This is a genomic window from Pseudomonas sp. EpS/L25 (genome assembly GCF_001512295.1).
GTDB lineage: Bacteria > Pseudomonadota > Gammaproteobacteria > Pseudomonadales > Pseudomonadaceae > Chryseomonas.
Genome location: NZ_LNUP01000002.1, coordinates 1,450,039 through 1,476,412, shown reverse-complemented (window position 1 = coordinate 1,476,412; position 26,374 = coordinate 1,450,039). Strand labels below are relative to the sequence as shown.

Annotated in this window: 24 protein-coding genes, 6 tRNA genes and 1 pseudogene; 15 read left to right on the top strand and 16 right to left on the bottom strand. The window is 64.6% G+C overall.

Annotated features, from left to right (window positions below; translation table 11 throughout):
* Positions 1-131 precede the first annotated feature (131 nt).
* Positions 132-1,049 carry an ornithine carbamoyltransferase gene (gene argF, locus AR540_RS07825; protein WP_059227580.1) on the top strand — a complete coding sequence of 306 codons (918 nt, stop codon included), beginning with the start codon at positions 132-134 and terminating at the stop codon, positions 1,047-1,049.
* 45 nt (positions 1,050-1,094) lie between these two features.
* Here argF and AR540_RS07820 read toward each other — a convergent pair whose 3' ends face one another.
* Positions 1,095-1,877, bottom strand: a complete 783-nt coding sequence (locus AR540_RS07820; RefSeq protein WP_059227577.1) for a PhzF family phenazine biosynthesis protein — start codon at positions 1,875-1,877, stop codon at positions 1,095-1,097.
* Between the two features lie 295 nt (positions 1,878-2,172).
* On the opposite strand from AR540_RS07820, the gene AR540_RS07815 reads away from it, so the two are divergent.
* From AR540_RS07815 to metR, 5 genes are all read left to right on the top strand, one after another.
* Entirely contained in the window at positions 2,173-3,045 is an 873-nt protein-coding gene (locus tag AR540_RS07815; RefSeq protein ID WP_059227576.1) for an MIP/aquaporin family protein, read from the top strand.
* Between the two features lie 30 nt (positions 3,046-3,075).
* On the top strand, positions 3,076-4,584 hold the full coding sequence (gene glpK, locus AR540_RS07810) for a glycerol kinase GlpK (protein ID WP_059227574.1): 1,509 nt from the start codon (positions 3,076-3,078) through the stop codon (positions 4,582-4,584).
* A gap of 170 nt (positions 4,585-4,754) precedes the next feature.
* Positions 4,755-5,519 (top strand): DeoR/GlpR family DNA-binding transcription regulator, encoded by a 765-nt coding sequence (locus tag AR540_RS07805; RefSeq protein WP_059227572.1) that lies wholly within the window; start codon positions 4,755-4,757, stop codon positions 5,517-5,519.
* A gap of 155 nt (positions 5,520-5,674) precedes the next feature.
* Entirely contained in the window at positions 5,675-7,207 is a 1,533-nt protein-coding gene (gene glpD, locus AR540_RS07800) for a glycerol-3-phosphate dehydrogenase (RefSeq protein WP_059227570.1), read from the top strand.
* A gap of 141 nt (positions 7,208-7,348) precedes the next feature.
* A complete protein-coding gene (gene metR / locus AR540_RS07795) occupies positions 7,349-8,266 on the top strand; it encodes a transcriptional regulator MetR (RefSeq protein ID WP_059227569.1) in 918 nt (305 codons plus the stop codon).
* 22 nt (positions 8,267-8,288) lie between these two features.
* Here the strand turns inward: metR and AR540_RS07790 are convergent, their stop codons facing one another.
* On the bottom strand, positions 8,289-8,549 hold the full coding sequence (locus tag AR540_RS07790; RefSeq protein WP_059227567.1) for a type B 50S ribosomal protein L31: 261 nt from the start codon (positions 8,547-8,549) through the stop codon (positions 8,289-8,291).
* A gap of 394 nt (positions 8,550-8,943) precedes the next feature.
* Between AR540_RS07790 and AR540_RS07785 the strand changes: the two genes are divergently transcribed.
* From AR540_RS07785 to AR540_RS07770, 4 genes are read left to right on the top strand one after another with little or no spacing between them, the layout of a single operon-like run.
* Entirely contained in the window at positions 8,944-10,716 is a 1,773-nt protein-coding gene (locus AR540_RS07785; RefSeq protein ID WP_059227564.1) for an N-acetylglutaminylglutamine amidotransferase, read from the top strand.
* A gap of 13 nt (positions 10,717-10,729) precedes the next feature.
* The gene (gene ngg / locus AR540_RS07780) at positions 10,730-12,469 is read left to right on the top strand and encodes an N-acetylglutaminylglutamine synthetase (protein ID WP_059227563.1); all 1,740 of its coding nucleotides are present in this window, start codon (positions 10,730-10,732) and stop codon (positions 12,467-12,469) included.
* The gene (locus tag AR540_RS07775; protein ID WP_059227561.1) at positions 12,466-13,653 is read left to right on the top strand and encodes an osmoprotectant NAGGN system M42 family peptidase; all 1,188 of its coding nucleotides are present in this window, start codon (positions 12,466-12,468) and stop codon (positions 13,651-13,653) included. Before ngg ends, AR540_RS07775 begins: the two co-directional genes overlap by 4 nt.
* Positions 13,654-13,707: 54 nt before the next feature.
* On the top strand, positions 13,708-13,938 hold the full coding sequence (locus tag AR540_RS07770) for a YheU family protein (RefSeq protein WP_059227559.1): 231 nt from the start codon (positions 13,708-13,710) through the stop codon (positions 13,936-13,938).
* Positions 13,939-13,950: 12 nt separating this feature from the next.
* Here AR540_RS07770 and AR540_RS07765 read toward each other — a convergent pair whose 3' ends face one another.
* The 13 genes from AR540_RS07765 to AR540_RS07710 form a co-directional block, all read right to left on the bottom strand.
* The gene (locus AR540_RS07765) at positions 13,951-14,280 is read right to left on the bottom strand and encodes a YnfA family protein (protein ID WP_059227558.1); all 330 of its coding nucleotides are present in this window, start codon (positions 14,278-14,280) and stop codon (positions 13,951-13,953) included.
* Positions 14,274-15,416, bottom strand: coding sequence for a GNAT family N-acetyltransferase (locus tag AR540_RS07760; protein WP_059227556.1), 1,143 nt, complete (start codon positions 15,414-15,416; stop codon positions 14,274-14,276). Before AR540_RS07760 ends, AR540_RS07765 begins: the two co-directional genes overlap by 7 nt.
* Positions 15,417-15,550: 134 nt before the next feature.
* Positions 15,551-15,626, bottom strand: a tRNA-Glu gene (locus AR540_RS07755).
* Between the two features lie 34 nt (positions 15,627-15,660).
* A tRNA-Ala gene (locus AR540_RS07750) sits at positions 15,661-15,736 on the bottom strand.
* Between the two features lie 40 nt (positions 15,737-15,776).
* Positions 15,777-15,852 (bottom strand) — tRNA-Glu (locus AR540_RS07745).
* A gap of 34 nt (positions 15,853-15,886) precedes the next feature.
* A tRNA-Ala gene (locus AR540_RS07740) sits at positions 15,887-15,962 on the bottom strand.
* Positions 15,963-16,001: 39 nt separating this feature from the next.
* A tRNA-Glu gene (locus tag AR540_RS07735) sits at positions 16,002-16,077 on the bottom strand.
* A 41-nt stretch (positions 16,078-16,118) separates the two neighbouring features.
* Positions 16,119-16,194: transfer RNA gene (locus tag AR540_RS07730), tRNA-Ala, on the bottom strand.
* Positions 16,195-16,293: 99 nt separating this feature from the next.
* Positions 16,294-17,172 carry a ParB/Srx family N-terminal domain-containing protein gene (locus tag AR540_RS07725; protein WP_059227554.1) on the bottom strand — a complete coding sequence of 293 codons (879 nt, stop codon included), beginning with the start codon at positions 17,170-17,172 and terminating at the stop codon, positions 16,294-16,296.
* Between the two features lie 72 nt (positions 17,173-17,244).
* The gene (locus AR540_RS07720; protein ID WP_059227552.1) at positions 17,245-18,366 is read right to left on the bottom strand and encodes a beta-ketoacyl-ACP synthase III; all 1,122 of its coding nucleotides are present in this window, start codon (positions 18,364-18,366) and stop codon (positions 17,245-17,247) included.
* A 72-nt stretch (positions 18,367-18,438) separates the two neighbouring features.
* Positions 18,439-19,428: a DctP family TRAP transporter solute-binding subunit gene (locus AR540_RS07715; RefSeq protein WP_059227550.1), complete on the bottom strand. Its 990-nt coding sequence runs from the start codon at positions 19,426-19,428 to the stop codon at positions 18,439-18,441.
* Between the two features lie 185 nt (positions 19,429-19,613).
* Complete coding sequence (locus AR540_RS26190) at positions 19,614-19,742, bottom strand: hypothetical protein (protein WP_269085518.1); 129 nt, start codon at positions 19,740-19,742, stop codon at positions 19,614-19,616.
* 58 nt (positions 19,743-19,800) lie between these two features.
* Entirely contained in the window at positions 19,801-20,040 is a 240-nt protein-coding gene (locus AR540_RS07710; protein ID WP_059227549.1) for a DUF2789 domain-containing protein, read from the bottom strand.
* A gap of 140 nt (positions 20,041-20,180) precedes the next feature.
* Between AR540_RS07710 and cprA the strand changes: the two genes are divergently transcribed.
* From cprA to AR540_RS07695, 4 genes and pseudogenes are all read left to right on the top strand, one after another.
* Positions 20,181-21,332 carry a cationic peptide resistance protein CprA gene (gene cprA, locus AR540_RS07705; protein ID WP_059227546.1) on the top strand — a complete coding sequence of 384 codons (1,152 nt, stop codon included), beginning with the start codon at positions 20,181-20,183 and terminating at the stop codon, positions 21,330-21,332.
* A gap of 165 nt (positions 21,333-21,497) precedes the next feature.
* Positions 21,498-22,625, top strand: a pseudogene (locus AR540_RS26395) (HAMP domain-containing protein); the annotation flags it as partial.
* A 3-nt stretch (positions 22,626-22,628) separates the two neighbouring features.
* The gene (locus AR540_RS26390; RefSeq protein ID WP_442963771.1) at positions 22,629-23,483 is read left to right on the top strand and encodes a methyl-accepting chemotaxis protein; all 855 of its coding nucleotides are present in this window, start codon (positions 22,629-22,631) and stop codon (positions 23,481-23,483) included.
* A 12-nt stretch (positions 23,484-23,495) separates the two neighbouring features.
* On the top strand, positions 23,496-24,422 hold the full coding sequence (locus AR540_RS07695; RefSeq protein ID WP_059227542.1) for a substrate-binding domain-containing protein: 927 nt from the start codon (positions 23,496-23,498) through the stop codon (positions 24,420-24,422).
* Here the strand turns inward: AR540_RS07695 and AR540_RS07690 are convergent.
* On the bottom strand, positions 24,367-25,305 hold the full coding sequence (locus tag AR540_RS07690; RefSeq protein ID WP_059227540.1) for a bestrophin family protein: 939 nt from the start codon (positions 25,303-25,305) through the stop codon (positions 24,367-24,369). The two genes, AR540_RS07695 and AR540_RS07690, sit on opposite strands and share 56 nt — an antisense overlap.
* Before the next feature lie 291 nt (positions 25,306-25,596).
* Here AR540_RS07690 and AR540_RS07685 point away from each other — a divergent pair, with 291 nt between their 5' ends.
* Positions 25,597-26,247 (top strand): DsbA family oxidoreductase, encoded by a 651-nt coding sequence (locus tag AR540_RS07685; RefSeq protein WP_059227537.1) that lies wholly within the window; start codon positions 25,597-25,599, stop codon positions 26,245-26,247.
* Positions 26,248-26,374 lie beyond the last annotated feature (127 nt).

Below are 26,374 nucleotides of genomic sequence, written 5' to 3'. Positions count from 1 at the left end.
TGGTGGTAAAATGCGACATGAACTTATACCATTTCGCCTTTGGTCTTTCCGCCGTTCGAAACGGCATGTTCTCAGGTTCGCCGCGCCCTTCACGGGCGGCCGTTACCTGGATGGGACGCTAGGGTAACGAAATGACGGTTCGCCATTTTCTTTCTTTCATGGACTGTTCCTCCGCGGAACTGCGCCAGCTCATCAATCGCGGCATCGAACTCAAGGCCCTGCGCAACCGGGGCGTCCTGCACGAGCCCCTGCGCAACCGTGTCCTGGGCATGATCTTCGAGAAGGCCTCGACCCGTACCCGCCTCTCCTTCGAGGCCGGCATGATCCAACTCGGCGGCCAGGCGATCTTCCTGTCCTCCCGCGACACCCAACTCGGCCGCGGTGAACCGGTACCGGACAGCGCCCGGGTCATGTCCAGCATGCTCGACGGGGTGATGATCCGTACCTTCGCCCACGAGATGCTCACCACCTTCGCTGCCAACTCCAAGGTGCCGGTGATCAACGGCCTGTCGGACGACCTGCATCCCTGTCAGCTGCTGGCCGACATGCAGACCTTCTTCGAATACCGGGGCGACATCCAGGGCAAGACGGTGGCCTGGATCGGCGACGGCAACAACATGTGCAACAGCTACATCGAGGCCGCCGAACAGCTGGACTTCCACCTGCGCATCGCCTGTCCGGAAGGCTACGAGCCCAATCCACGCTTCCTCGCCCGCGCGGGCGACCGGGTCCGCGTGGTTCGCGATCCGCGCGAGGCCGTGGCCCAGGCCCACCTGGTCAGCACCGACGTCTGGACCTCGATGGGCCAGGAGGAGGAAACCCGCTTGCGCCTGGCAGCCTTCAAGCCCTACCAGGTGACCGCGGAACTGCTCGACGGGGCGGCGCCCGATGTGCTCTTCATGCACTGCCTGCCAGCCCATCGCGGCGAGGAGATCAGCCATACCCTGCTCGATGATCCCCGTGCCGTCGTCTGGGACGAAGCCGAGAATCGCCTGCACGCGCAGAAGGCCCTGCTGGAATTCCTCATCAAGCCACCGCTGCAAGCCTGATCGCGGCAGAGGCTTCGGGCATAGCGAGTACCCGAAGCCTCCGGATCAGAGCAGCAGGCGCCCGCTGAACACCGTTACCGCCCGCCCGGCGATACTGACGCGATCCCCATCCAGACGACACCAGAGCTGCCCACCCCGGGCCGACAATTGCTGGGCGGTGAGCATCCGCTTGGCCAGTCGTCGCGACCAGTAGGGAATCAGGCTGCAATGCGCCGAGCCGGTGACCGGGTCTTCGGCCACCCCCACCGCCGGCGCGAAGAAGCGCGACACGAAATCGACCTCCTGGCCGCGAGCCGTGACGATGACGCCTTGCCAGGGCAGCCGGGCGATGGCGGCGAGGTCCGGTGTGCAGTCACGCACCGCCTGCTCGGACTCCAGCAGCACCAGCAACTTATCGGCGGCCAGGGCATCCACCGGCGACACCCGCAGTGCCCGCTCCAGCTCCGGCGTGACCCCCAGCTCCGAGGGCACCAGCGCGGGAAAATCCAGCGCCAGCAAGCCGTCCGGCTCTCGGAACACCCTCAGGGTGCCGGACTGGCTGATGAACTCCAGCCGATCACCCGCCTCCCCGTATATCTCGAACAGCACGTGCGCCGTGGCCAGGGTGGCGTGACCGCAGAGCGGTACTTCCACGCGCGGTGTGAACCAGCGAATCCGCCAGGTATCGCCCTCACGGACCACGAAGGCGGTTTCCGAAAGGTTGTGCTCGGCGGCGATGCGCTGCAGCAGCTCGTCGGCTGGCCAGCTCTCCAGTCGATACACGGCGGCGGGATTGCCACGGAAGGGCTGATCGGTGAAGGCATCGACCTGATGGAATTCTAGGGACATGCACGCTACCTGAGCAGAGAAAGATGAACGGCGAAAGTCGGCGTTACCCGCGCCCTCCCTGGGCTGGGCCGGCATCGACGGGCAGTACGTCAGACCTGGCAACGTGGAATTCGTCTCGCGGACCTACATGACCAAGGTAGCAGGCACCGTCGCATTGGCAATGAATTGTCGAACGTCGTCACTGTTTTTGCGCTCAGGGGCTTTGACAGTTTTCGAATTTGAAATTAGATTTTCGGTTGCGAACAAATAGCTATCCAGCTACCCCTTAATAAATACAACAACACGAGGCTCCTAAATGAGTACTCCCCTCGCTCCAACCTTACGCGGTCAATGTATCGCCGAGTTCCTCGGCACTGCCCTGCTCATCTTCTTCGGTACCGGTTGCGTGGCCGCGGCGAAGGTCGGCGGTGCGACGCTTGGCTTGTGGGAAATCAGCATCATCTGGGGCGTGGGTGTGAGCATGGCGGTCTATCTCGCCGCTGGCGTCTCCGGTGCGCACCTCAGCCCTGCCGTCACCATCGCCCTCTGGCTGTTCGGCGGCTTCGAAAGACGCAAGGTCCCGGCCTACATCCTGGCCCAGGTCGCTGGCGCCTTCTGCGGCGCGGCGCTGGTCTACGGACTCTACAGCAGCCTGTTTTTCGATTATGAACAGGCGCACCACATGATCCGCGGTAGCCAGGCGAGCCTGGAGTTGGCCGGCGTCTTCTCCACCTACGCCAACCCTTCCCTGTCGATCGGCCAGGCCTTCCTGGTGGAGACCGTCATCACCGCCATCCTGCTGGCGATGATCATGGCCCTCACCGACGACGGCAACGGTCTGCCCCGTGGCCCGCTCGCGCCCCTGCTGATCGGCCTGCTGATCGCCGTGATCGGCGGCTCCATGGGTCCGCTGACCGGCTTCGCCATGAACCCGGCGCGGGATTTCGGGCCGAAGCTGATGACCTTCTTCGCCGGCTGGGGTGAGATCGCCTTCACCGGAGGCCGGGACATCCCCTACTTCCTGGTGCCGATCTTCGCGCCCATCGTCGGGGCCTGCCTTGGCGCCGCCGGTTACAAGGCGCTGATCTGCCGCCATCTGCCCGGCCTGGCTTCGGGTGCCTGCGACGTCCCGGCCAAGACCGAGGACAGTGCCCGCACCGAAGTGACCTCCGCCTCCAAGGCGTCCTGATCGCCGCGAATCACAATAAGGAACAAGACCATGACCGACCAGAACAAGCAGTACATCGTCGCGCTCGACCAGGGCACCACCAGCTCGCGCGCCATCGTGCTGGACCGCAATGCCAACGTGGTGACCATCGCCCAGCGCGAATTCGCGCAGATCTACCCGCAGGCTGGCTGGGTCGAACACGACCCCATGGAGATCTGGGCCACCCAGAGCGCCGTCTTCGTCGAGGCGCTGGCCCAGGCCAGCATCAGCAACGAACAGATCGCGGCCATCGGTATCACCAACCAGCGTGAAACCGCCATCGTCTGGGACAAGACCACTGGTCGCCCCATCTACAATGCCATCGTCTGGCAGAGCCGCCAAAGCACCGCGATCTGCGACCAGCTCAAGCGCGACGGCCTGGAAGACCATATCCGCAAGACCACTGGCCTGGTGATCGACCCCTACTTCTCCGGTACCAAGATCAAGTGGATTCTCGACCACGTCGAGGGCAGCCGTGAACGTGCCCGTCGCGGCGAGCTGCTGTTCGGCACCGTGGACACCTGGCTGATCTGGAAGATGACCCAGGGCCAGGCCCATGTGACCGATTACACCAACGCCTCTCGCACCCTGCTGTTCGATATCCACAAGCGCGAGTGGGACGCCACTATGCTGGAAGTGCTGGATATCCCCCGCGAGATGCTGCCGGAGGTGAAGTCTTCCTCCGAGGTCTACGGCCAGGCGCATCTGGGCAGCGGCCAGACCACCGGCATCCCCATCGCCGGTATCGCCGGCGACCAGCAGGCGGCCCTGTTCGGCCAGATGTGCGTGGAGCCCGGCCAGGCCAAGAACACCTACGGCACCGGCTGCTTCCTGTTGATGAACACGGGTGAAAAAGCCGTGCAGTCCCAGCACGGCCTGCTCACCACCATCGCCTGTGGTCCCCGCGGCGAGGTCAACTATGCCCTGGAGGGCGCCATCTTCAACGGCGGCTCCACCGTGCAGTGGCTGCGTGACGAACTCAAGGTGATCAACGACTCCCTGGATTCGGAATACTTCGCCACCAAGGTGACCGACAGCAATGGCGTCTACCTGGTACCCGCCTTCACCGGTCTGGGCGCCCCCTACTGGGACCCCTATGCCCGCGGCGCGCTGTTCGGCCTGACTCGTGGCGTCAAGGTGGATCACATCATCCGTGCCACCCTGGAATCCATCGCCTTCCAGACCCGCGATGTGCTGGATGCCATGCAGCAGGATGCCGGCGAGGCGCTCAAGTCGCTGCGCGTGGACGGTGGTGCCACCGCCAACAACTTCCTCATGCAGTTCCAGGCGGACGTCCTCGGCACCCGCGTCGAGCGCCCGGAAATGAAGGAGACCACCGCCTTGGGCGCAGCCTACCTGGCGGGCCTGGCCACCGGCTTCTGGAGCAGCCTGGACGAATTGCGCAGCAAGAGCACCATCGAGCGCGTCTTCGAGCCGGCCTGCGACAACAGCAAGCGCGACCAGCTCTACAAAGGCTGGAAAAAGGCGGTCGAGCGTACCCGCGGTTGGGCACTTGACTGAGTCGAAGCCGATCCGAACGCCGCCGGCATCTGCCTGATGGCGTTCCTGACGACCCCCAACGAGACCGGCGTCTTCCGACGCCGGTCTTGCTTTGCGCGACAAGCGCTTTCCACGCTGAAAGACCTCCGGCATCCTCTGTGAATTTACTCGATCACCTCAAGGAAGCCGCAATGAGCCTGGCGCCTCGCCAACAGCAGATTCTCGAACTGGTCCGTGAGCGCGGCTACGTCAGCATCGAAGAACTGGCGCAACATTTCTCCGTCACCCCCCAGACGATCCGTCGTGACATCAACCAGCTCGCCGAAGGCGGACTGCTGCGGCGCTACCACGGCGGCGCCGCCCACGATTCCAGCGTAGAGAACACCGAGTACAGCATGAGGGCCGGCCAGATGCGCGAAGAAAAGCGCCTGATCGCCGAAGCCGTCGCCGCCGCGGTGCCGGACCACGCCTCGCTGTTCATCAATATCGGCACCACCACCGAGGCGATCGCCCACGCGCTGCTCGGGCATCGCAGCCTCAAGGTCATCACCAACAACCTGCATGTGGCGAACATCCTCAGCGCCAAGGACGACTTCGACGTCCTCATCGCCAGCGGCAAGGTGCGTAGCGACGGCGGCGTGGTGGGCCAGGCCACCGCCGACTTCATCAAGCAGTTCAAGGTCGACTACGCCCTGGTCGGTATCAGCGGCATCGACGAGGACGGCACGCTGCTCGACTTCGACTACCAGGAAGTCTGTGTCTCCCAGGCCATCATCCATAACGCCCGCCAGGTGTTTCTCGCCGCCGACTCCAGCAAGTTCGGCCGCAACGCCATGATTCGCCTGGGCAGCCTCGAGCAGATCGACCACCTCTTTACCGAACGAGAGCCCTCCCCCGCCTTTGCCCGCTGCCTGAAGGAGTGGCAGGTGAAGGTGGAAGTGGCACGCCCACGTTGACGTCCCTGGCGACGACCATTCGTCGCCAAACCTTCGCATATATTCGTTTTTTTTCGTTTTAGCGGTCTCAGAAGAGGAGCCCAGCTAGAACACCCCTTTTCTCTGGGCTATCATGTTCGAAACCGAATAATTATGTTCGTTTCACAGGAGGCACCATGGCCCAGGCATCCACCGTAACTCCCCGGACCTACGATCTCGCCGTCATCGGCGGTGGTATCAACGGCGTCGGCATCGCTGCCGACGCAGCGGGCCGGGGTCTGTCGGTGTTCCTTTGTGAGCGCGACGACCTGGCGAGCCATACCTCTTCCGCCAGCAGCAAGCTGATCCATGGTGGCCTGCGTTATCTGGAGCATCACGAATTCCGCCTGGTACGCGAAGCCCTGGCCGAACGCGAGGTGCTGCTGGCCAAGGCGCCGCATATCGTCAAGCCGATGCGTTTCGTGCTGCCCCATCGTCCGCATCTGCGTCCGGCCTGGATGATCCGCGCCGGCCTGTTCCTTTATGACCATCTGGGCAAGCGGGAAAAGCTGCCGGGCTCCCGTGGTCTGAAGTTCGACGCCCACGGTCCGCTCAAGGCCGAGATCAAGCGCGGCTTCGAATACTCCGACTGCTGGGTGGACGACGCCCGCCTGGTGGTGCTCAACGCCATGCAGGCACGGGAGAAGGGCGCCGAGATCGTCACCCGCACCCGCTGCGTCAGCGCCCGTCGAGTGGACGGCCAGTGGGAGGTGGACCTCGAAGGACCCGCAGGTCGCCAGCAGATTCGCGCCAAGGCCCTGGTGAACGCCGCCGGTCCCTGGGTAGCCAGCTTCATTCGCCAGGATCTGCAACAGAAATCGCCTTACGGCATTCGCCTGATCCAGGGTAGCCACGTCATCGTGCCCAAGCTGTACGAAGGCGAGCAGGCCTACATCATGCAGAACGAAGATCGTCGCATCGTCTTCGCCATTCCCTACCTGGGCCAGTACACCATGGTCGGCACCACGGATCGCGAATACCAGGGCGACCCGGCCAAGGTGACCATCACGGAGCAGGAAATCGACTACGTGCTGGGCGTGGCCAATGCGCATTTTCGCAAGCAGCTTAGCCGTGACGACGTGCTGCACAGCTTCTCTGGTGTTCGTCCGCTGTGCGACGACGAATCGGACAATCCCTCGGCCATCACCCGGGACTACACCCTGTCGCTGGCCGAAGAACAGGGGGCGCCCCTGCTGTCGGTATTCGGCGGCAAGTTGACCACTTATCGCAAGCTCGCCGAGTCGGCGATGGCTCAGTTGCAGCCTTACTTCCCAGCCCTGGGTGGCAGCTGGACGGCGGTAGAGCCACTGCCCGGCGGCGAGGCCATGACCACCCCCCAGGCCCTCACTCGCGAACTGCTGGAGAAGGTCAGCGGCCTGACACCCGCCCTGGCACAGCGTTGGGCGACTACCTACGGCAGCCGGGTCTGGACGCTGCTCGGCGATGCCCGCTCGGTGGACGAGCTAGGTACCGTCCTGGGTGCCGACCTGTACGTTCGCGAGGTGGAATACTTGCAGCGTCACGAATGGGTAACCAGCGCCGATGATATCCTCTGGCGCCGTACCAAGCTGGGCCTGACCTTCACTGCGGCCGAGCGGTCGGCGCTGGAGAATTTTCTCGCCCACTCCGCTCCGCTGATCCAGGCAGACAAGGGCAGCAACGCCGCTTGATCGCTGGCAGTACTGGCCGGGGCGTCCACCGACGTCCCGGACCGCTGCGCGATTGGCGTACCTGGGACGGTGGCACCCAGAGGGCATAGGCAGCAACATGAAAAGCGTTCATGATGGGCCTTTAGTGCCCGTGCCCCAGCCATGTTCGAACTCCGTCACCTGAAAACCCTGCACGCCCTGCGCGAATCCTCCAGCCTGGTGGAAGCTGCGGAACGCTTGCACCTGACACAGTCCGCCCTTTCCCACCAGTTCAAGGAACTGGAAGAGCGCCTGGGCACCCCGCTGTTCATCCGCAAAACCAAACCCATCCGCTTCACCAGTGCCGGCCTGCGCCTGCTGCAGACCGCCGATGCGGTACTACCGCACCTGCGCAGTGCGGAACGGGATCTGGCACGGCTGGTGGGGGGAACGGCGGGTCGGCTGCACATGGCCATCGAATGCCACAGCTGCTTTCAATGGCTGATGCCCACCATCGACCAATTCCGCGATTCCTGGCCGGAAGTGGAGTTGGACTTGGCGTCGGGCTTCTCCTTTGCCCCCCTGCCGGCGTTGGCGCGGGGCGATCTGGACCTGGTGGTCACAGCCGATCCGGTGGACCTCTCGGGCGTCACCTATGTACCGCTGTTCACCTACGAAGCCCTGTTGGCGGTGGCCAACCAGCATCCCCTGGCGCAGCGTCCCTATATCGTGCCCGAGGATCTCGCCCAGGAGACCCAGATCACCTATCCAGTGGAGCGCGACCGGTTGGATATCTTCACCCGCTTCCTCGATCCGGCGGACGTCGAACCGCTGTCGATACGCACGGCGGAGATGACGGTGATGATGCTGCAACTGGTAGCGTCGGGCCGTGGTGTCTGCTGCCTGCCCAACTGGGCGATCCACGAATACAGCTCGCGCGGCTACGTGACAGCGCGCCGACTGGGAGAGAAAGGGCTCTATGCGACGCTCTATGCGGCGATCCGTGAGGACATGCTGGAGGCGCCCTTCATGCAGGATTTCCTGCTGACGGCCAAGGACACCTCCTTCGCGACCCTGGAAGGGGTCAGCAGCGCGCGCTGAGCCGGCGCGCTGCCGTTGGGGCTTACTTGCTGTTGCCGCCCGGGAAGCCGGCGAACCTCTTGTTGAAGCTCGAGACGCGGCCTTCGACCTTCATCTGGCGCTGCTCGCCGGTGTAGATGGGGTGGGAGGCGCTGGACACGTCGAGACTGATGTAGGGGTAGGTCTGGCCTTCATACTCCTGGGTACGGTCGCTCTCGGCGGTGGAACGGATCAGGAAGTAGGTGTCCGAAGTGGTGTCGTGGAACAGCACCGGACGATAGTTGGGATGGATACCGGGTTTCATGTTGCGTCTCCTGCTTTGGGCACCTGTGACGGAATGTCCTCGGCGCACCCAATAAAGATACATTATAACATATATTTGAATCTCTTGCAGCCCGGGCTGTGACGTCTGCGACAGCCCTGGCCCGTGCCATGGAACCATCCGCCGCGCCAGGGGCTCGTAACCTGAGGCCCTGACTGGCGGCATCTCCACTTTCCATGAGACCCGTCGCCGATCGATGCGTGCGGCCAGGCCGATGGCTTCGGGCAGACTGCCCTCCTCCGGCCGCTGGCGGCACGCCAAAGCCCTGCATTGGCTTCTCAAGGACTCCGAGAAGTCCACACGCATTGGATGCGCACGCCGGATCCGGGACTGGATTCGATGCGCCGCATCCCAAGGATTCAAGAGGCACAGAACCATGTGCGGCATCGCCGGAGAGCTTCGTTTCGATCATCAACCCGCAGCCCTGAGCGCGGTGGAGCGCATCACCCATCGCCTGGACCAGCGTGGCCCCGACGCCTGGGGCTTCCACAGCCAGGGACCGGTCGCCCTGGGCCATCGGCGGCTGAAGATCATGGATCTGGCGGAAGCCTCGGGCCAACCCATGATCGAGCCGGAACTGGGCCTGGCCATGGTGTTCAACGGCGCCATCTACAACTATCCGGAGCTGCGTAGCGAGCTGGAAGCCAAGGGCTATCGCTTCCACTCTGGCGGCGACACCGAAATCCTGCTCAAGGCCTATCACGCCTGGGGGAAGGACATGCTGCCCAAGCTCAATGGCATGTTCGCCTTCGCCATCTGGGAACGTGACAGTGGCCAGCTGTTCATCGCCCGGGACCGGCTGGGGATCAAGCCGCTGTACCTATCCCTCACCGACCAGCGCCTGAGATTCGCCTCCAGCCTGCCCGCGCTGCTGGAAGCCGGCGACATCGATACCCGCATCGATCCGGTCGCTCTCAACCACTATTTGAACTTCCACGCCGTGGTCCCGGCCCCACGCACCATCCTGCAAGGGGTGCAGAAACTGCCACCGGCGACCTGGATGACCTTCGACGCCTCCGGCAAGCAGCAGCGGGAAACCTGGTGGACCCTCGACTACGGACCCCACGAGGATGAGCGCCGCTTCACCCTGGACGACTGGGCTGAGCGAGTCCTGCATGGCCTGAAGGATGCCGTGGCGATTCGTCAACGCGCCGCGCGGGAAGTAGGTGTACTGCTGTCCGGCGGCGTGGATTCCAGCCTGCTGGTCGGCTTGCTGCACGACTCGGGCGTCAAGGACCTGCTGACCTTCTCCATCGGCTTCGAGGATGCCGGCGGCGAGCGCGGTGACGAATTCCAGTATTCCGACCTGATCGCCAACCACTACGGCACTCGCCACCGCCAGTTGCGCATCGCCGAAGACGAGATCATCCAGCAGTTGCCGCGTGCCTTCTCCGCCATGAGCGAGCCGATGGTGAGCCATGACTGCATCGCCTTCTACCTGCTGTCGCGGGAAGTCTCCAAGCACTGCAAGGTGGTGCAGAGCGGCCAGGGCGCCGACGAACTCTTCGCCGGCTATCACTGGTATCCCCAGGTGCATGGCGCCGCCGACCCCTTCGCCGCCTATCGTGCCGCCTTCTTCGACCGGGACTACGCCCAGTACGCCGCCACGGTGCAGGCTGGCGTGCGGCTCGAGGAAGACGCGGCCGAGGCCTTCGTCCGCCAGCATTTCGCCAAGCCCGGCGCCAGCGCTGGAGTCGACAAGGCGCTGCGTCTCGACAGTACCGTGATGCTGGTGGACGACCCGGTCAAGCGGGTCGACAACATGACCATGGCCTGGGGGCTCGAAGCCCGGGTGCCCTTCCTCGACTATCGCCTGGCCGAGCTGTCGGCGCGCATCCCCGCCGAGTTCAAGCTGGGCGACGGCGGCAAGCAGGTGCTCAAGGCCGCGGCGCGCAAGGTCATTCCCCACGAAGTGATCGACCGGCCCAAGGGCTATTTCCCGGTGCCGGGCCTCAAGCACCTGGAAGGCAACACCCTCACCTGGGTGCGAGAACTGCTGCTGGACCCGAGCCAGGATCGCGGCCTGTTCGAGACCGCCGAGATCGATCGCCTGTTGACCAATCCGGCGGATCGCATCACGCCCCTGCGCGGCTCCAAGCTCTGGCAATTGGCAGCGCTCAACCTTTGGCTGAGCGAGCACGGACTGTAAGGGCGGAAGACGCATGAAAGCGACCAGCTACAACCAACGCCTCCAGCGCGCCCAGACGCCGTCCTACGAACGCCTGCAAGCACGCCTGGCGGAAGGCGACCACCCCGACTGCCAGCCGCTCTGCCTGCATTGCGGCTGGGGCCGGCTGCTGATTGGCCATACCTATCCCGATCCCGCCAGCCTGGCCAAGGAACTCTTGACCGAAACGCCGGGCGAGCGCGACATCGCCCTCTACGTCGCCGCGCCCCACCAGGTGCTGGCCCAGGCGCCCCAGCAGCTGTTCCTCGATCCCTCGGATACCCTGCGCCTCTGGTTCAGCGACTATCGCCCCGCCCGCCGGATCTATCGCGGCTTTCGTATACGCCGCGCCTGCTCCGAACAGGACTGGAGCGAGATCAACCGCCTCTACCAGCAGCGCCACATGCTGCCCGTCGATACCGAACGGCTGACGCCCCGACACAAGGGCGGGCCGGTCTACTGGCTGGCGGAAGACGACGACAGCGGCGCCATCATCGGCTCGGTGATGGGCCTCAACCATGTCAAGGCTTTCCAGGACCCCGATGGTGGTTCTTCGCTCTGGTGTCTGGCCGTCTCCCCCGAGTGCAGTCGCCCTGGCGTCGGCGAGGCGCTGGTCCGCCATCTGATCGAGCACTATGCCAGCCGTGGCCTGGCCTATCTGGATCTGTCGGTCCTGCATGACAACCAGCAGGCCAAGCGCCTCTACGACAAGTTGGGTTTCCGCCCGCTGCAGACCTTCGCCATCAAGTGCAAGAACGGCATCAACCAGACACTGTTCCTCGGCCCCGGACCGGGCGCCGATCTCAATCCCTACGCCCGGATCATCGTCGACGAAGCCCTGAGGCGCGGCATCGAGGTGCAGGTGGACGACGCCGAAGGCGGCCTCTTCACGCTGATCCAGGGCAACCGACGCATCCGCTGCCGCGAATCCCTCACCGACCTCACCTCCGCCGTCACCATGACCCTCTGCGCCGACAAGGTGCTGACCAGCCGCACCCTGGCCCGCGCCGGGCTGCGGGTGCCGGAGCAACGGCTGGCAGGCAGTGACGAAGAGAACGTCGCCTTCCTGGAGCAGCATGGCGCCCTGGTGGTCAAGCCGGTCAACGGTGAGCAAGGCAAGGGCGTGGCCGTGGATATCCGTGACGCCGAGCACCTCGCCGTCGCCATCCAGGCCGCTCGCCGCCATGATGACCGCGTTTTGCTGGAAAGCTTTCACCAGGGTCTCGACCTGCGGTTGGTGGTGATCGGCCACGAGGTAGTGGCGGCGGCTATCCGCCGGCCGGCGGAAATCGTCGGCGACGGCCAGCACAGCGTCAGGGAACTGATCGAAGCCCAGAGTCGTCGGCGCATGGCTGCTACCGGCGGCGAGTCGCGGATTCCCATGGACGAGGAAACCGAGCGGGCCATCCGTGGTGCCGGCCATGATTGGGACAGCGTGCTGCCCGCGGGTACCCACCTGGCGGTCCGCAAGACCGCCAACCTGCACACCGGCGGCATTCTCGAAGACGTCACCGACATTCTCCATCCGGTGCTGGCCGATGCCGCCATCCAGGCGGCCCGGGCACTGGACATCCCGGTCACCGGCATGGACCTGCTGGTCCCCGCCGCCGACTCGCCCGACTACGTCATCATCGAAGCCAACGAAAGGCCGGGCCTGGCCAATCATGAGCCCCGCCCCACTGCCGAACGCTTCATCGACCTGCTGTTCCCGCTGTCCCGGGAGGTTCCCCTATGACTCGACTACCCGAACCGGATCTGGATTACCTGCGCAAGGTCCTGCTGGACATGCTGGCGATCCCCAGTCCCACCGGCTTCACCGACACCATCGTCATGTACGTCGCCGAGCGGCTCAACGAACTGGACATTCCCTTCGAGCTGACCCGCCGCGGCACCATCCGCGCCACCCTCAAGGGCCACAAGGAAAGTCCGGATCGCGCGGTCTCCGCGCATCTGGACACCATCGGCGCCATCGTCCGCGAGATCAAGGACAACGGCCGCCTGGGCCTGGCGGCCGTGGGCCATTGGTCGAGCCGCTTCGCCGAAGGCAGCCGCGTCAGCCTGTTCACCGACGATGGCACCCTGAGGGGCAGCGTGCTGCCGTTACTGGCCTCAGGCCACGCCTTCAACACCGAGATCGACAAGATGCCGGTGAGCTGGGACCACATCGAATTGCGCCTGGACGCCGTGACCAAAAGTCGCCACGAGACGGAGAAACTGGGCGTGCAGATCGGCGATTTCGTCGCCTTCGATCCGCTGCCGGAATTCACCGACAGCGGCTACATCAGCTCGCGCCATCTCGATGACAAGGCCGGCGTCGCCGCCCTGCTCACCGCGCTGAAGATGCTCAAGGAATCCGGCCAGACGCCGCCGATCGACTGCCATCCGCTGTTCACCATCACCGAGGAAGTCGGCTCGGGCGCGGCCGGCGCCCTGCCCTGGGACGTCAGCGAATTCGTCGGCATCGACATCGCCCCGGTGGCCCCGGGGCAACGCTCCGACGAGCATCGCGTCAGCGTGGCCATGCAGGATTCCGCGGGGCCCTACGACTATCATCTGTCGCGGCACCTGCTGCGGCTGGCCGAGCGCAACGATATCCCGGTACGGCGCGACCTGTTCCGCTATTACTACAGCGATGCCCACTCGGCGATCAGCTCCGGGCAGGACGTACGGGTCGCCCTGCTGGCCTTCGGCTGCGACGCGACCCATGGTTACGAGCGCACCCATATCCTCAGTCTGGCCGCGCTGAGCCAGTTGTTGACCGGCTACATCCTCAGTCCGCCGGTGTTCGACAGCGATGCCCAGCCCGCCGACAGCTCCCTGGAGCGCTTCGGCCACCAATTGCTGCCCGAAGATACTCATCTGGACAATCAGACGCAGTTGCCGCCCTTGGAAGAGGTCGTCGGCGACGGTAGCAAATAGCGCTCGTATATGGCGCCTGGGGTATCCTGGGCGCCTTTTCCCAGGCTCCTCTCGATGATCATTCCCCACGACCAACTCGCCGCCGCCACCCTCGACAATCTGCTGGAAGACTTCGTCACCCGCGACGGTACGGACAACGGCGACGACACGCCTCTCGCGACCCGCACCCAACGCGCCCGTCGCGCCCTGGAAAGTGGTGAGGCGGTGATCCTCTTCGATCCGGACAGCGCCCTCTGCCAATTGGTCCTGCGCCGCGACGTGCCGCGGGAGTTGCTGGACGACTGAGAAGCGTCCTGACTAGGTGCTGCCACGCGGCACCAACAGGATCACCAGCGCTCCCGCCACGCACAACAGTCCGCCGGCCAGGTCCGTCCAGGTCGGCCGGGTGCGCTCGACGAGCGCCAACCAGCCCAGGGACGCCACCACATAGATACCGCCGTAGGCGGCATAGGCACGCCCGGCGTAGGCCGCCTCGATTCGCGTGAGCAGTAGGGCGAATAGCACCAGGCTGGCAAGACCCGGGGCTATCCACCAGGGGCTACGATCAAGCCGTAGCCAGAGCCAGAAGGCATAGCAGCCGGCGATCTCGAACAGCGCAGCCAACAGGAACCAGAGGTAGTTCAGCATGGGGTCGCGCCATCCTCCTGGCGATAGGGCAAGGCCTCGGCGGCCTGCCGCGCATAGGCCCGGACCCCGGCGCGCTCCTGGTCGAGAAACTCCGCCACCGCCGCTCGCAGGCCGGGATGCACCAGGTAGTGCCAGGAGCGGGTCAGGGTCGGCTCGAAGCCGCGGATCAGCTTGTGCTCGCCCTGGGCGCCAGCGTCGAAGCGCTGCAGCCCTTCGGCGATGGCGTATTCGATGCCCTGGTAGAAGCAGGTCTCGAAATGCAGGCAGTCGAATTCCTGCAGGAAACCCCAGTAACGGCCATAGAGGGTCGTGTCGTCCTTGAGATAGAAGGCCATGGCCACCGGCCGGCTGCCTTGCTGGACGAGCACCACGCGGATGGCCTGCGGCAGGCGTTCGGCCAGCAGGCTGAAGAAGGCCCGCGTCAGGTAGGGGTCCTGACCACGCACCTCGTAGGTATTGGCGTAGCAGGCATAGACGAAATCCCACTCCGCCTCGCTCAGCTCGCTCCCCGTGCGCCAGTCGAAGCTCACGCCCAGGCCAGCCACCTGATCGCGCTCCTTGCGCAACTGCTTGCGCTTGCGCGAGGTCAAGGCCGTGAGGAAATCGGCGTAATCGCGGTAGCCGCGATTGTGCCAGTGAAATTGACAGCCGATACGAGCCAGCCAGCCCTCGCGCGCCTGCAGCAGGGCATCAGCCTTCGGATCGGTGAAGTTGACGTGCAGGCTGGACAGCTCGAGATCGGCCAGGCTACCCGTAGTGGCGTCGAGCAGGGTCGCGCAGGCGCCCGGCTCGCCCAGTAGGCGCGCGCCCTGTACCGGCGAGAAAGGCACGGCGGCCAGCAGCTTGGGATAGTAGTCGATCCCGGCGCGGCGGCAGGCATCGGCCCAGGCCCAGTCGAAGACGTACTCGCCGTAGGAGTGCAGCTTGAGATAGGCCGGCATCGCGGCGAGCAGTCGGCCCTGGCCATCCTTGAGGATCTGGTGCGCCGGCTGCCAGCCAGTCCCCTGCCCCAGGCTGCCGCTCTCCTCAAGGGTGGCGAGGAATTCATGGCGCAGAAAAGGCTGGTCGTCCGCCAGCAAGCCGTTCCATTGTGCCGCAGGTACCTGGGCCAGGCTGTAGAGATATTCGACGATCATCCCACTCCCCTTGCTTGGACTCGGCATACAGGTCTAACACAGTTAAGCGCCGCGATGGGCACCTGGGAAAGACCCTGACGGCTGGCTTTCGTGCGGACGAAAAAAAACCGCCATGAGGCGGTTTCTTTCGATTGTGGCGTCCCCTAGGGGACTCGAACCCCTGTTACCGCCGTGAAAGGGCGGTGTCCTAGGCCACTAGACGAAGGGGACGTTACCCTGGTGCGATCCTTGCGAATCACGAATTTGGTGGAGCTAGACGGGATCGAACCGTCGACCTCTTGCATGCCATGCAAGCGCTCTCCCAGCTGAGCTATAGCCCCAAGTACAGCATCTTGCCACGCCTGGGCTGCGTGACCGATATGGCGTCCCCTAGGGGACTCGAACCCCTGTTACCGCCGTGAAAGGGCGGTGTCCTAGGCCACTAGACGAAGGGGACGTTACCCTGGTGCGACCCTTGCGGATCGCGAATTTGGTGGAGCTAGACGGGATCGAACCGTCGACCTCTTGCATGCCATGCAAGCGCTCTCCCAGCTGAGCTATAGCCCCGCGTACAACGTTCGCCACGCCTGGGATACGTGACTGATATGGCGTCCCCTAGGGGACTCGAACCCCTGTTACCGCCGTGAAAGGGCGGTGTCCTAGGCCACTAGACGAAGGGGACGAAACCTTCTACCGATTTCCCCCGCAGGCGAAACCGAAATTTGGTGGAGCTAGACGGGATCGAACCGTCGACCTCTTGCATGCCATGCAAGCGCTCTCCCAGCTGAGCTATAGCCCCGTCGGTCAGGACGGGGCGCATGTTAAGAGGCCTCGCCTTGACTGTCAACACCAAAAAGCAAAAAAGCTGCTAGTAACAGACACTTATGCCCCGCTCCGCTCAAATCGCCCGGGACAGGGCCGCACGTTGGGCACGGGCGGCCAACAGATAGGCGAACTTGCCGTCGCTCGCCGACAGCTTGCGCAGGACCTTCTTGTCCAAGGCGCGATAGGCACCCATTTCCAGCGCCGTCCGCCCCGAGCTGCCGATCACCATGCCGGGATTGGCCACCATCAGCCTGGCGGCCTGCTCCACGGCCCTGGCGTAGCTCTTGCGGTCGTTCAGGTCGTAGTCCTGCAGCGGCAGCAGCATGCGCAGCCACTCGGCCCAGTAGAACTCGAGGAATTCCGACGGTAGGACGCGGCCGTCGGGCGTGCGCGGCTTGTCGTAGCCGATCTGCCGGGTGAAATACACCAGGGCCCGGTAGGGATCGTTCGCCATGGCGGTGAGGCCGAGGGACAGCGGCAACTGCTCGGGGAGGATCGGTCGGCCCTGGGGATCCTTGAGCCAGGCCTTGCGCTCGTCGAGTAGGCGAATCCAGAACTCCGCCGGGCTGGCGCTCTGGCTGAAGTCGTCGGTCACCCGCACCCAGACCCAGGTGTCGGGACCACCCCCGGGCTGCTCCCAGAAGGCGGAAAAGGTGTGATGACCATCGGTGAGATAGGGCTGCTGCCCTGGCCCGATGACGACGGTCTTCATCTCGTCCGGATAGCTGCCGGGTGGCCGGGCGCCCAGGCTGTCATCCGCCGAGCGCAAGGTGGTGGCGGGCTGGAAGCCACCGCTCAGATGCTGGCCGTTGGCTTCGCAGTAGTCGTCGAACAGCTTGCGCCGGTCGCTGGCGTACTTGCCGAGCTTGTACAGCACCTGGTCGTGACCGATGGCGGGCTGGGTGGGGCGCAGCTGTCGCAGCTGTACCCTGAGCAGGTGTCCTGGCTGCACGTGGCCTCCCTATTTCTCGCAGACGTCTTCCCAGGTCCGACAACGGTCGGCCGGGAAGACTCCTGCCGCCGATCAGACCTTGCGCAATACCACGCTGCCGATGGAATAACCGGCGCCGAAGGAACTGAGCACCCCCAGGCTGCCGCTGGCCAGGTCCTCATGATGCAGATGCAGAGCGATGACGGAGCCGGCCGAGCTGGTATTGCCGTAGGCATCCAGGATGACCGGCGCCTCGCCGGCCTCGGGCTCGCGCCCCAGCAGACGCTTGACGATCAGGTGGTTCATCGCCAGGTTGGCCTGGTGCAGCCAGAAACGCGAGACCCGCTCCACCGGAATGTCCAGGTCGGCCAGGTGATTGGCGATCAACTCGGCTACCAGGGGGCAGACCTCCTTGAATACCTTGCGGCCTTCCTGGACGAACAGCTTGTCCGGATTGGTCATGCCCTCCTCCGCCGCCCGGTTGAGGAAGCCGAAGTTGTTGCGGATGTTGTTGGAGAACTGGGTGAAGAGGCGCGTGCCGAGGATCTCGAAGCGGTGCGTCGAGGTCGCCTGGTCGGCGCGCTCCACCACCAGGGCGGTGGCGGCGTCGCCGAAGATGAAGTGGCTGTCGCGGTCGCGAAAATTCAGGTGACCGGTGCAGATTTCCGGATCTATCACCAGCACTGCCCGGGCCTGACCCAGTTGCACGGCGTTGGCGGCGGTCTGCAGACCGAAGGTCGCCGAGGAACAGGCGACGTTCATGTCGAAGCCGTAGCCCTGGATGCCGAGGGCGGCCTGGACCTCGATGGCCACCGCCGGATAGGGGCGCTGCAGGTTGGAGCAGGCCACGATGACGCCGTCGATGTCGGCAGCGGTACGCCCGGCACGTGCCAGGGCCTCACGGGCCGCGGCGACGCCCATCTCGCAGAGGATCGAAGGCTCGTCGTTGCTGCGCTCGGGGATGCGCGGCACCATGCGCGCCGGGTCGAGGATGCCGGCCTTGTCGACCACATGGCGACTGCGGATGCCGGAGGCCTTCTCGATGAAGGCGGCACTGGACTCCGGCTGGGGGGCCAGGGTGCCCTGGGCGATGGCTTCGGCATGCTCGGCATTCCACTGGCCAGCCCACTGGTTGAAAGAGGCAACCAGTTCGTCGTTGGAGATGCTTTCGGACGGCGTATAGAGCCCACTACCGCTGATGACCGCGTGCTGCACGGCTATTCCTCTTGTTGTCAGGATGACGCCGTGCCAGTTTGCCGTAAATCGTGGGTGGACGCCCGTGCAATCTCAGCGCCGATTGGTCGCCTCGGCCGCCCGCAGCACATCGCTGCCCACCTCGCTTTCGTATCTCTTGATCAACGGCGCCACGGCCGCTCGCCAGGCTTCGCGCTCGGCCGGTGTCTGCACCAGGATCTTGCTGGTGTTGGCGGCCACCACGCGCTCGCGGGCCTTGGCGTTGATGGCTTCCGCATCGCGGTTCACCGAGAGCGTCACCTCGTCGAGGATGGCTTCCAGCTCCGCCCGAATCCCGAACGGCAAGCCATTCCAGAAGTTGGTATTGGTGATGACCATGTAGGTCAGGAAGCTGTGGTTGTCTTCGACGATATAGGGTTGGACGGTGTTGAGCTTCTGCCCCAGCAGATTGGACCAGGGATTCTCCGCGCCCTGCACCTTGCCACTCTGCAGCGCTCCGTAGACCTGGGCGAACGGCAGCTTGACCGCCTGAGCACCCAACTGCTGGAAATAGGCGGCGAGGACGTCGGAAGACTCGACGCGGAAGGCCAGTCCCTTGAGGTCGGCCGGGGTCCGGATGTCGCGGGTTGCGGAAAGCTGCCGACCGCCGTTGTTCCAATAACCGAGCCCGGTGATACCGTGTGCCACCAGGCTGCCGAGCAACTCGCGGCTCTTGTCGCGGCGCTGGAAGCGCTTGACCGCTTCCAGGTTGTCGAACAGATAGGGAAGATCGTAGACCTGCAGCCCCTTGGCCAGGCCATTGAGCTTGGACACCGAAGGCGCGAGCAACTGCACCTTGTTGGCTTTCAGGGCTTCGAGTTCGTCGGCATCGCCCACCAGGGTGGAGTTGGGATAGACCTCGATCTTCACCTGCCCACCCAGCCGCTCCTGCACGAGCTTCTGGAACTGCAGGGCGCCACGGCCCTTCGGAGTGTCGTCATTCACCACGTGGGCGAACTTGATGACGACGGGATCGGCCAGCACCGGCCAGGCGGCACCACCGAGCAGCACAGCGGCCAGGGTAGCGAAGAAGCGTTTGGTCATGGGAATCCCTGCGATTGACGGTCCATCAGGTCGCACGCCAGCACACGAGTGGTGCGGTTGCGACGCCTTCACCTTAGCAGCCGCAGGGCTGGCTGCTGATCACCGGGGCGGGCTCGTACGACGAATGTGCCGGAAAGCAGGATCAAGGGTAGAAAAAGCGCCGTGAGAACGGCGCCAAGAAATCATCAGGGTGAAATCGGATCGCTGGCAGGAAAGGTTTCCTCGACGGATTCGTCGAGCTGCTCTTCGCTCACCTCGTCTTCGTCGTCGACGGGCGGATCCTGGGGCTGTTGTTGGGCGAATACGGCGTTCATGGCGCTTCTCCGGGCGATGCTTGGCGAAATGACGAGGAAGGAAATCCTGCCCCTCTGATTAGTCCCGGCGATGCAGGCGGACGTTCAGCTCGTCGACGATCGGTGCCCAGTCGGCGTCCTCCATGATTTCGTCCTTCAGGAAGGCCTTCTGCGCGGGTGACCAGAAATCGGCCTCCGAGACCTTCACCTCTTGCGGCAGCGGGGAGTGGCTGGCGATGAAGGCATCGATGCTGGCAGGGTCCGAATCGAGGCCCAACTGTTCGAAAAGGGTCGTCAGGTCATGAACGGGCAATTCCATGGTGGTCTCCAGGCAGGTGGCGGTCGGTGAGGATTGGCATCTAGAAAGACGTCAGCCTCAAGGGGTTCCCCGGCCTTAATAATTCCTTCAGCGTCACGCCTTAAGGTTGGCCCACGTTCACCCCAACCAGGGCCTCTGCCATGTCGCTTGTCTCCTCCTCGATCCAGTTCACCCCCGCGCCGCGTCGCATCCTCGTCACCGGTGCTACCGGCTTTCTCGGCGGCGCCGTCACCCAGCGCCTACTGGAGCTGGGCCACGTCGAGGGGCTGAGGTTCCTGATCCGCGCGGCCAACCAGGCGGAAGGCCTGGAGCGCCTCCTGCAGAATCTGCGGATGCACGATGTCGACGAACGCCTGGCCGCGCTGCTGCAGCCCGAGCAGATCATCTGCGGCGACCTGCTGGACACCCGGTGGATCGAAGCGGCCCTGCCGCAGCTGACGGTGCTGGATGAGGTCATCAACTGCGCGGCAGTGGCCTCCTTCTCGCGTAACCCGAAGATCTGGCCAGTCAACGTCGATGGCACCTTCGCCCTCGCCGAGGCGTGCGCCCAGTCCAGGCGCCTGAAGCGCTTCCTGCACGTGAGCACCGCCATGGCCTGTGGCCCCCAGCGCCAGTCGCCGGTCGCCGAGACCTGGGACTTCCCGGAACCCGAGCAGCAGCTGGTGGACTACACCGCCTCCAAGGCCGCCATCGAGCTGAAGCTGCGCAACGAACTGCCGCACCTGCCGCTGGTGGTCGCCCGGCCGTCCATCGTGGTCGGCCATCGCCGCTCAGGCTGCAAGGCCTCGGGCAGCATCTTCTGGGTGTTCCGCATGGGCTTCGCCCTGGAGCGCTTCACCTGCGGCCTCGACGAGCAGATCGACGTCATCCCGGTGGACTATTGCGCCGAGGCGCTGGTGGAGCTGGCCCTGAAGCCCGCGCTCAACCATAGCCTCTATCACATCTCCGCCGGGCACGCCGGTGCCTGCACCTTCGGTGAGATCGACCAGGCCTATGCCGGCGCCATGGGCGATGCCCCGGTGGGCGAACGCTATCGCCAGGTGGACAGCGCCGACCTCAAGGAGCTTGCCGCGGACTTCAACGAGCGCATCGGCCCGGCCAACCCGCGCCTGGTGCTGCGTGCCCTGAAGCTCTACGGTGGCTTCGCCGACCTCAATTACCTGTTCGACAACCAGCGTCTGCTGGAGGAAGGCATCGCCGCCCCGCCCCGCTTCACCGACTACCTGGACGTCTGCGTGAACTCCTCGCGCGACATCAGCATTCCCGCCCAGATGCAATGGGACTTCAAGTGACGCCATCCGCCCCAAGAAACTTTTTGTAAAACCGTTCTAAAGCCCGCCCCAGAGCTGCCGATAGCCTGGTGGCGGGTTGTGTCCAGGGTAGGTCGATGGAAGCGACTGTAGCCGCTTTCTCGATCCGCTCGAATCCCGCGGACCTTTCACTCCGGGGATAACACAATGACAATCCTGCAACGTGTCGCCGGCGGTTTCGGCCTCTTGCTTCTGGTACTGCTCGGCATCGTCGCGGTCAGCTACCGCAGTACCGCCTCGATCCAGGATCGCCTCGCGGTCATCACCAACCAGTCCGCCCCTCTCGGCCGCACCACCAGTGAACTCGGGGTGCGCATTCTCAGCGCCAACCAGGCTATCCTCAGCCTACTGGCCGTCCGGAGCGAAGCTCAGGTAGCCGTCTCCCTCAAGACCTTCGATGAGCAGATCAAGCGCTACGAAGAGGCGCTCAGCCAGATTCCGGCGTTGCTCGAAGGCTATCCGCAACTGGCTGCTACCCTGCAACAGGAAAAACAACTGGGCCAGGCCTATGCAGACCAGGGCCGTCAACTGGCACGGTTGCAGCAGGAGGCCTTGGCGGCACAGGACAAGGTCCTGACACTGCAAGGCTATGCCACCGTCGAAGGTGATCGCCTGACGCGCTACCTGCAAGGTTATGCCGCGCGGCAGAAGGCTACCGAAGGTGCCGAAGCGGCGCGCCTGGCCGAACTGCTGCTGGTGGAAACGGCCAAGGCCTATGGTGGCTTCGCCACCCAGGCGACCAAGCCGGACCAGACCCAGCTGGATCGTACCCTCACCGGGCAGACCGACGTGATCCGCGACCGTCTCAAGGCTCTGGCCGTGGTCGACCCGCGGACGGCCCGCTATGTCGGGGTGATGGTCACCGGCCTGCTGCACGATCTCGAAGCCCCGGACGGGCTCTATCAGGCCTACCGCCAGCAGGACGCCATGCAGACCCGCCTGAACGCCCAGCGCCAGAGCACCGAGCAGGCACTGAACGCCGTGTTGGCAAAGCTGGGTGAACTCAGTACCCAGGCCGTGGACATGGCATCCCAGAGCAAGCAGGACACCGATGCGACCGTGCACAGCAGCCGCCTGGTGCTGCTGATCGCCAGCGCCGCCGCAGTGGCCGCGGCCCTGTTGATCGGCCTGTGGGTGGCGCGCGGCCTGCGTCGTCCGCTACGGCGCTTCCGCGAAGCCCTGCGCCAGGTCACCGCTGGCGATCTACGGGTTCGCTTCGATACCGGCAGCCGGGATGAATTCGGCGATTTGGGCGGCTATCTCAACGAACTCACCGAGATGCTGCGGGGTACCTTCGGCGAGCTGACCCGATCCGCCGATGACCTGGCGAGTACCGCCGACACGAACGCGGCCGTCAGCAGCCGCACCACGGCGGCGGTGGAGGCTCAGACCCAGCACCTGGAGTCGACGTCCTCGGCGATGACCCAGATGGAAAGCACCGTCCAGGAAGTCGCCCGGCGCGCCCACGAAACCCGCGAGGCGGTCGACCAGACGCTCGGCCTCACCCAGCGCGTACAGGCAGCGGTCAGCGATACCATCAGCGGCATCCAGCAGCAGGCTGAACAGATCCAGCGGGCGACCGGCGCCACCCATGAGCTGCAGGGGTATGGCCAGAGCATCGACGGCATCGTCGATGCCATTCGTACCATCGCCGAACAGACCAACCTGCTGGCCCTCAATGCCGCCATCGAGGCGGCCCGCGCCGGCGAGCAGGGCCGTGGCTTCGCTGTGGTGGCGGACGAGGTTCGTTCCCTGGCCAGCCGGACCCAGGGCTCCACCAGCGAGATCCAGCAGATGATCGAGCAAATGCAGCAGAAGATTCAGTCGGTGGTCAGCGTCATGGGAACCAGTCAGGCGCTGTCGGACGACTGCGTGCAGCGCGCCTCCGGCTCCCAGCAGGCACTACAGGTGATGAGCGAGGCGGTGGCGACCATCCGCGAGATGAACGTGCAGATCGCGACCGCCACCGAACAGCAGAGCACCACGGTGCAGGAAACCAGCCGCATGATGGTGCATATCAGCACCGCAGCCACCCAGGTGGCCCAGGGCGCGGACGACACCGCACGCAGCAGCGACGGTCTGGCGCGGATGGCCCAGGGACAACGCCAACTCCTGCATCGTTTCACTGTCTGAAGGGACCTCGCCATGACTCCTATCCGTTTCAGCTCCCTGCTCGTCGCCCTCTTCGCCAGTACCTGGCTGGTCCCGACCCTGGGGGCGACACCCCTGATCGGTATCGCCAGCGCCAAGAGCGACAACTTCCAGAACCTGTTGCGCAGCAGCATGGAACAGCATGCCAGCCAGCTCGGCGCCGATACCTTCGTGATGGATGCCAACAACGATCCAGTCCTGCAGCAGCGCCAGGTACGGAACCTGATCGCGGCCAAGGTCGATGCCCTGATCGTGGTGCCGACCGTCATCAAGGCCGCGCCGGACATCCTGCGCGAGGCGACGGCTGCCGGCATTCCCATCGTGTTGCTCAATCGCCAGTACCTGCCCGAGCAATGGCCAGCCAAGGCCGCCTATGTCGGTTCCAACGAGCTGGAATCCGGCACCCTGCAGATGGAAGAGCTGGCGCGGCGGGCGCACTACCGTGGCAAGGTCGCGATCCTGGTGGGCGATCCCGACAATCCCTCCTCGCGGATGCGTACCGAGGACGTGGAGAAGGTGGTGGCCAAGTATCCCGAGATGCAGGTGGTGCAGAAGACCACCGCCAACTGGGAGCGCAACCAGGCGACCGATGCCGTCACCGCTTGGCTGAAGAAGGGCATGGCCTTCGACATCATCGCCGCCAACAACGACGAGATGGCCCTGGGCGCCATTCGCGCACTCGAAAAGGCGGGCAAGAATCCCAAGGACGCGCTCATCGGTGGCATCGACGCCACCCCCGAGGCACTACAGGAGCTGCGCTCCGGCAAGCTGGCGGTGACCGTGCTGCAGGATGCCAAGGGCCAGGGTGGCACGGCCGTCGACGTGGCGCTCGCCATGGCCCAGGGTCAACCGGTATCGGAGCACGTCAGCTGGATTCCTTTTCGTCTGATAACGTCCGACAGTCTCGAACAATCTCAGTGACCGAGGCGTAGCCACCGCGGGCATCGCGCAGCATCGTCCGCAGATTGCCCTCGATGGTGGTGCAGATGGTGCCCATGGTGATCTGGTGGCGACTGCGCTGGAACGGGCTCTGCAGATCGGTGCCGACCTTCTCCAGGGCCAGGAACATGAAGCCCACCACGGTGGACGCCAGCGGCGTGTACCACTCCAGGCTCTCCACCAGGCCGATGGGCATCAGCACGCAGAACAGGAAGATGAACAATCGCGGGAAGTTGACGTAGGGATAGGGCAAGGGGGTGTTGGCGATACGTTCCATGCCGCCCTGCCAGTTGGACATGTCGACAAAGGTCGCCTCCAGGCGCTCCAGGCGGATGCTGTCCAGCCGCCCCGCGCGATACTCCAGGGCGATGAGGCTGGCCGAGCCACTCAGGATGGCGTTGGCGAAATTGTTGGTTTCCTTGCGCATCGCCCACTCCTCCTTGCCCAGGTAGTTGCGGACCTCCTTGGGCAGCGAATCGCCGCTGAGCTGGCAGGCCAGGCAGCGCACATAGGCGAGGTGGCGCTCGATCAGCACCGTCTTGAGGGCGTTGAATTCCTCGTCGCCATCGTCGATCAGCGTCAGCACCTGTCGGCCGAAGCTGCGCGAACTGTTGACCATGCCGCCCCAGAGGGTGCGCGCCTCCCACCAGCGCTGGTAGGCACTGGTGTTGCGGAAGCTGGTGAGCACGATGAGCGCCGAGCCGATCAGGGTCAGCGGGATACTGGGCAGCTGGGCGCGGTGATCGACGAAGATCATGTAGTCGACGGTCACGGCGATGTCCCAGAGCAGTAGCCAGAACACCGACCAGCCGACATAGGTAAAGGTCTGTCGAAGGAAGGTCACTTTGCGGTCGATGAAACCCACGTTGATATCCCTTATCGCCTGAAGGAAAAGCTGCCCGCATACGAACCCGAGGGCAGCCACAGGTTCAGCGGAGGTCTCTGGAACGAGGCTCGCCACGCATTCCCGGTAGCGGAGCCGGGCTTTTCTTTTCCGAATGTGAAGCCTTGCCGGGGGCGCCGGGACGCCAGCAGGAAGACACGCGCTTGGCACGGCAGGGATCTGTTCGGCGATCCGCTACGGATATCGCCCTATTCAGCGAACATCCACCCCGGATCGCGGTCGGACGACAGGATGCCCTCCCGGAGCACTGCCATGACCGCCACCCCGCGCGTTCGTCTGGATGTCTGGAGCGATTACGTCTGCCCCTTCTGCTACCTGGAACTCCCCCAGCTGGCGCGCCTGCAGGAGGAATTCGGCGACCGAATCGCCATCGAGTGGCATGCCTTCGAACTACGTCCCGAACCCACTCCGCCCCTCGATCCCGCAGGCGATTACCTGCGAAGGACCTGGGATCGCGCCGTCTATCCGCTGGCGGCCGAGTACGGCATGGTGCTGCGCCTGCCCCCGATACAGCCGCGCAGTCGCCTGGCCCTGGAAGCGGCGGAATTCGCCCGCGAGCACGACCGCTTCGAAGCCTTCCACCTCGCGGTGTTCCAGGCCTTCTTCGAAGAGGGACGGGATATCGGCGACCTGGCGGTGCTCACCGACCTGGCGCGTCGCGTCGGGCTGGATGCCCAGGACCTGGAGCACAGCCTCGTGGCGGGTGACTACAGTGACCTGGTGCTGCACGCCGAGGATCGCGCCGAGGCGCTGGGAATCACCGCAGTGCCGACCCTGTTGCTGCGCTCGGCCCAGGCGCCCATCGAAGACGCCGAGGCGCTGGATGGCGCCCTGCCCTTCGCCGACCTGGCCGCAGCCGTGCGTGGGTGGCTCGCCACCCAGGATGCTAGTGTGGTGTTTTAGAAGTTCACGCAAGAATTGGCGAGTGATTTTTTGGCGGTTCGGCGTTCCGACTGGGCCAGGCGCCGCGACGAGTCATAGCAGGGCTATGGCGAGGAGTGGCAACGCCGCCCAGGCCGAAAAAGCGCCG

Bases quoted from the DNA above. Each gene is read 5' to 3' on its own strand.
- argF (WP_059227580.1), top strand. From the start codon at position 132: ATGACGGTTCGCCATTTTCTTTCTTTCATGGACTGTTCCTCCGCGGAA.
- AR540_RS07820 (WP_059227577.1), bottom strand. From the start codon at position 1,877: ATGTCCCTAGAATTCCATCAGGTCGATGCCTTCACCGATCAGCCCTTC.
- AR540_RS07815 (WP_059227576.1), top strand. From the start codon at position 2,173: ATGAGTACTCCCCTCGCTCCAACCTTACGCGGTCAATGTATCGCCGAG.
- glpK (WP_059227574.1), top strand. From the start codon at position 3,076: ATGACCGACCAGAACAAGCAGTACATCGTCGCGCTCGACCAGGGCACC.
- AR540_RS07805 (WP_059227572.1), top strand. From the start codon at position 4,755: ATGAGCCTGGCGCCTCGCCAACAGCAGATTCTCGAACTGGTCCGTGAG.
- glpD (WP_059227570.1), top strand. From the start codon at position 5,675: ATGGCCCAGGCATCCACCGTAACTCCCCGGACCTACGATCTCGCCGTC.
- metR (WP_059227569.1), top strand. From the start codon at position 7,349: ATGTTCGAACTCCGTCACCTGAAAACCCTGCACGCCCTGCGCGAATCC.
- AR540_RS07790 (WP_059227567.1), bottom strand. From the start codon at position 8,549: ATGAAACCCGGTATCCATCCCAACTATCGTCCGGTGCTGTTCCACGAC.
- AR540_RS07785 (WP_059227564.1), top strand. From the start codon at position 8,944: ATGTGCGGCATCGCCGGAGAGCTTCGTTTCGATCATCAACCCGCAGCC.
- ngg (WP_059227563.1), top strand. From the start codon at position 10,730: ATGAAAGCGACCAGCTACAACCAACGCCTCCAGCGCGCCCAGACGCCG.
- AR540_RS07775 (WP_059227561.1), top strand. From the start codon at position 12,466: ATGACTCGACTACCCGAACCGGATCTGGATTACCTGCGCAAGGTCCTG.
- AR540_RS07770 (WP_059227559.1), top strand. From the start codon at position 13,708: ATGATCATTCCCCACGACCAACTCGCCGCCGCCACCCTCGACAATCTG.
- AR540_RS07765 (WP_059227558.1), bottom strand. From the start codon at position 14,280: ATGCTGAACTACCTCTGGTTCCTGTTGGCTGCGCTGTTCGAGATCGCC.
- AR540_RS07760 (WP_059227556.1), bottom strand. From the start codon at position 15,416: ATGATCGTCGAATATCTCTACAGCCTGGCCCAGGTACCTGCGGCACAA.
- AR540_RS07715 (WP_059227550.1), bottom strand. From the start codon at position 19,428: ATGACCAAACGCTTCTTCGCTACCCTGGCCGCTGTGCTGCTCGGTGGT.
- AR540_RS26190 (WP_269085518.1), bottom strand. From the start codon at position 19,742: ATGAACGCCGTATTCGCCCAACAACAGCCCCAGGATCCGCCCGTCGAC.
- AR540_RS07710 (WP_059227549.1), bottom strand. From the start codon at position 20,040: ATGGAATTGCCCGTTCATGACCTGACGACCCTTTTCGAACAGTTGGGC.
- cprA (WP_059227546.1), top strand. From the start codon at position 20,181: ATGTCGCTTGTCTCCTCCTCGATCCAGTTCACCCCCGCGCCGCGTCGC.
- AR540_RS26390 (WP_442963771.1), top strand. From the start codon at position 22,629: ATGCTGCGGGGTACCTTCGGCGAGCTGACCCGATCCGCCGATGACCTG.
- AR540_RS07695 (WP_059227542.1), top strand. From the start codon at position 23,496: ATGACTCCTATCCGTTTCAGCTCCCTGCTCGTCGCCCTCTTCGCCAGT.
- AR540_RS07685 (WP_059227537.1), top strand. From the start codon at position 25,597: ATGACCGCCACCCCGCGCGTTCGTCTGGATGTCTGGAGCGATTACGTC.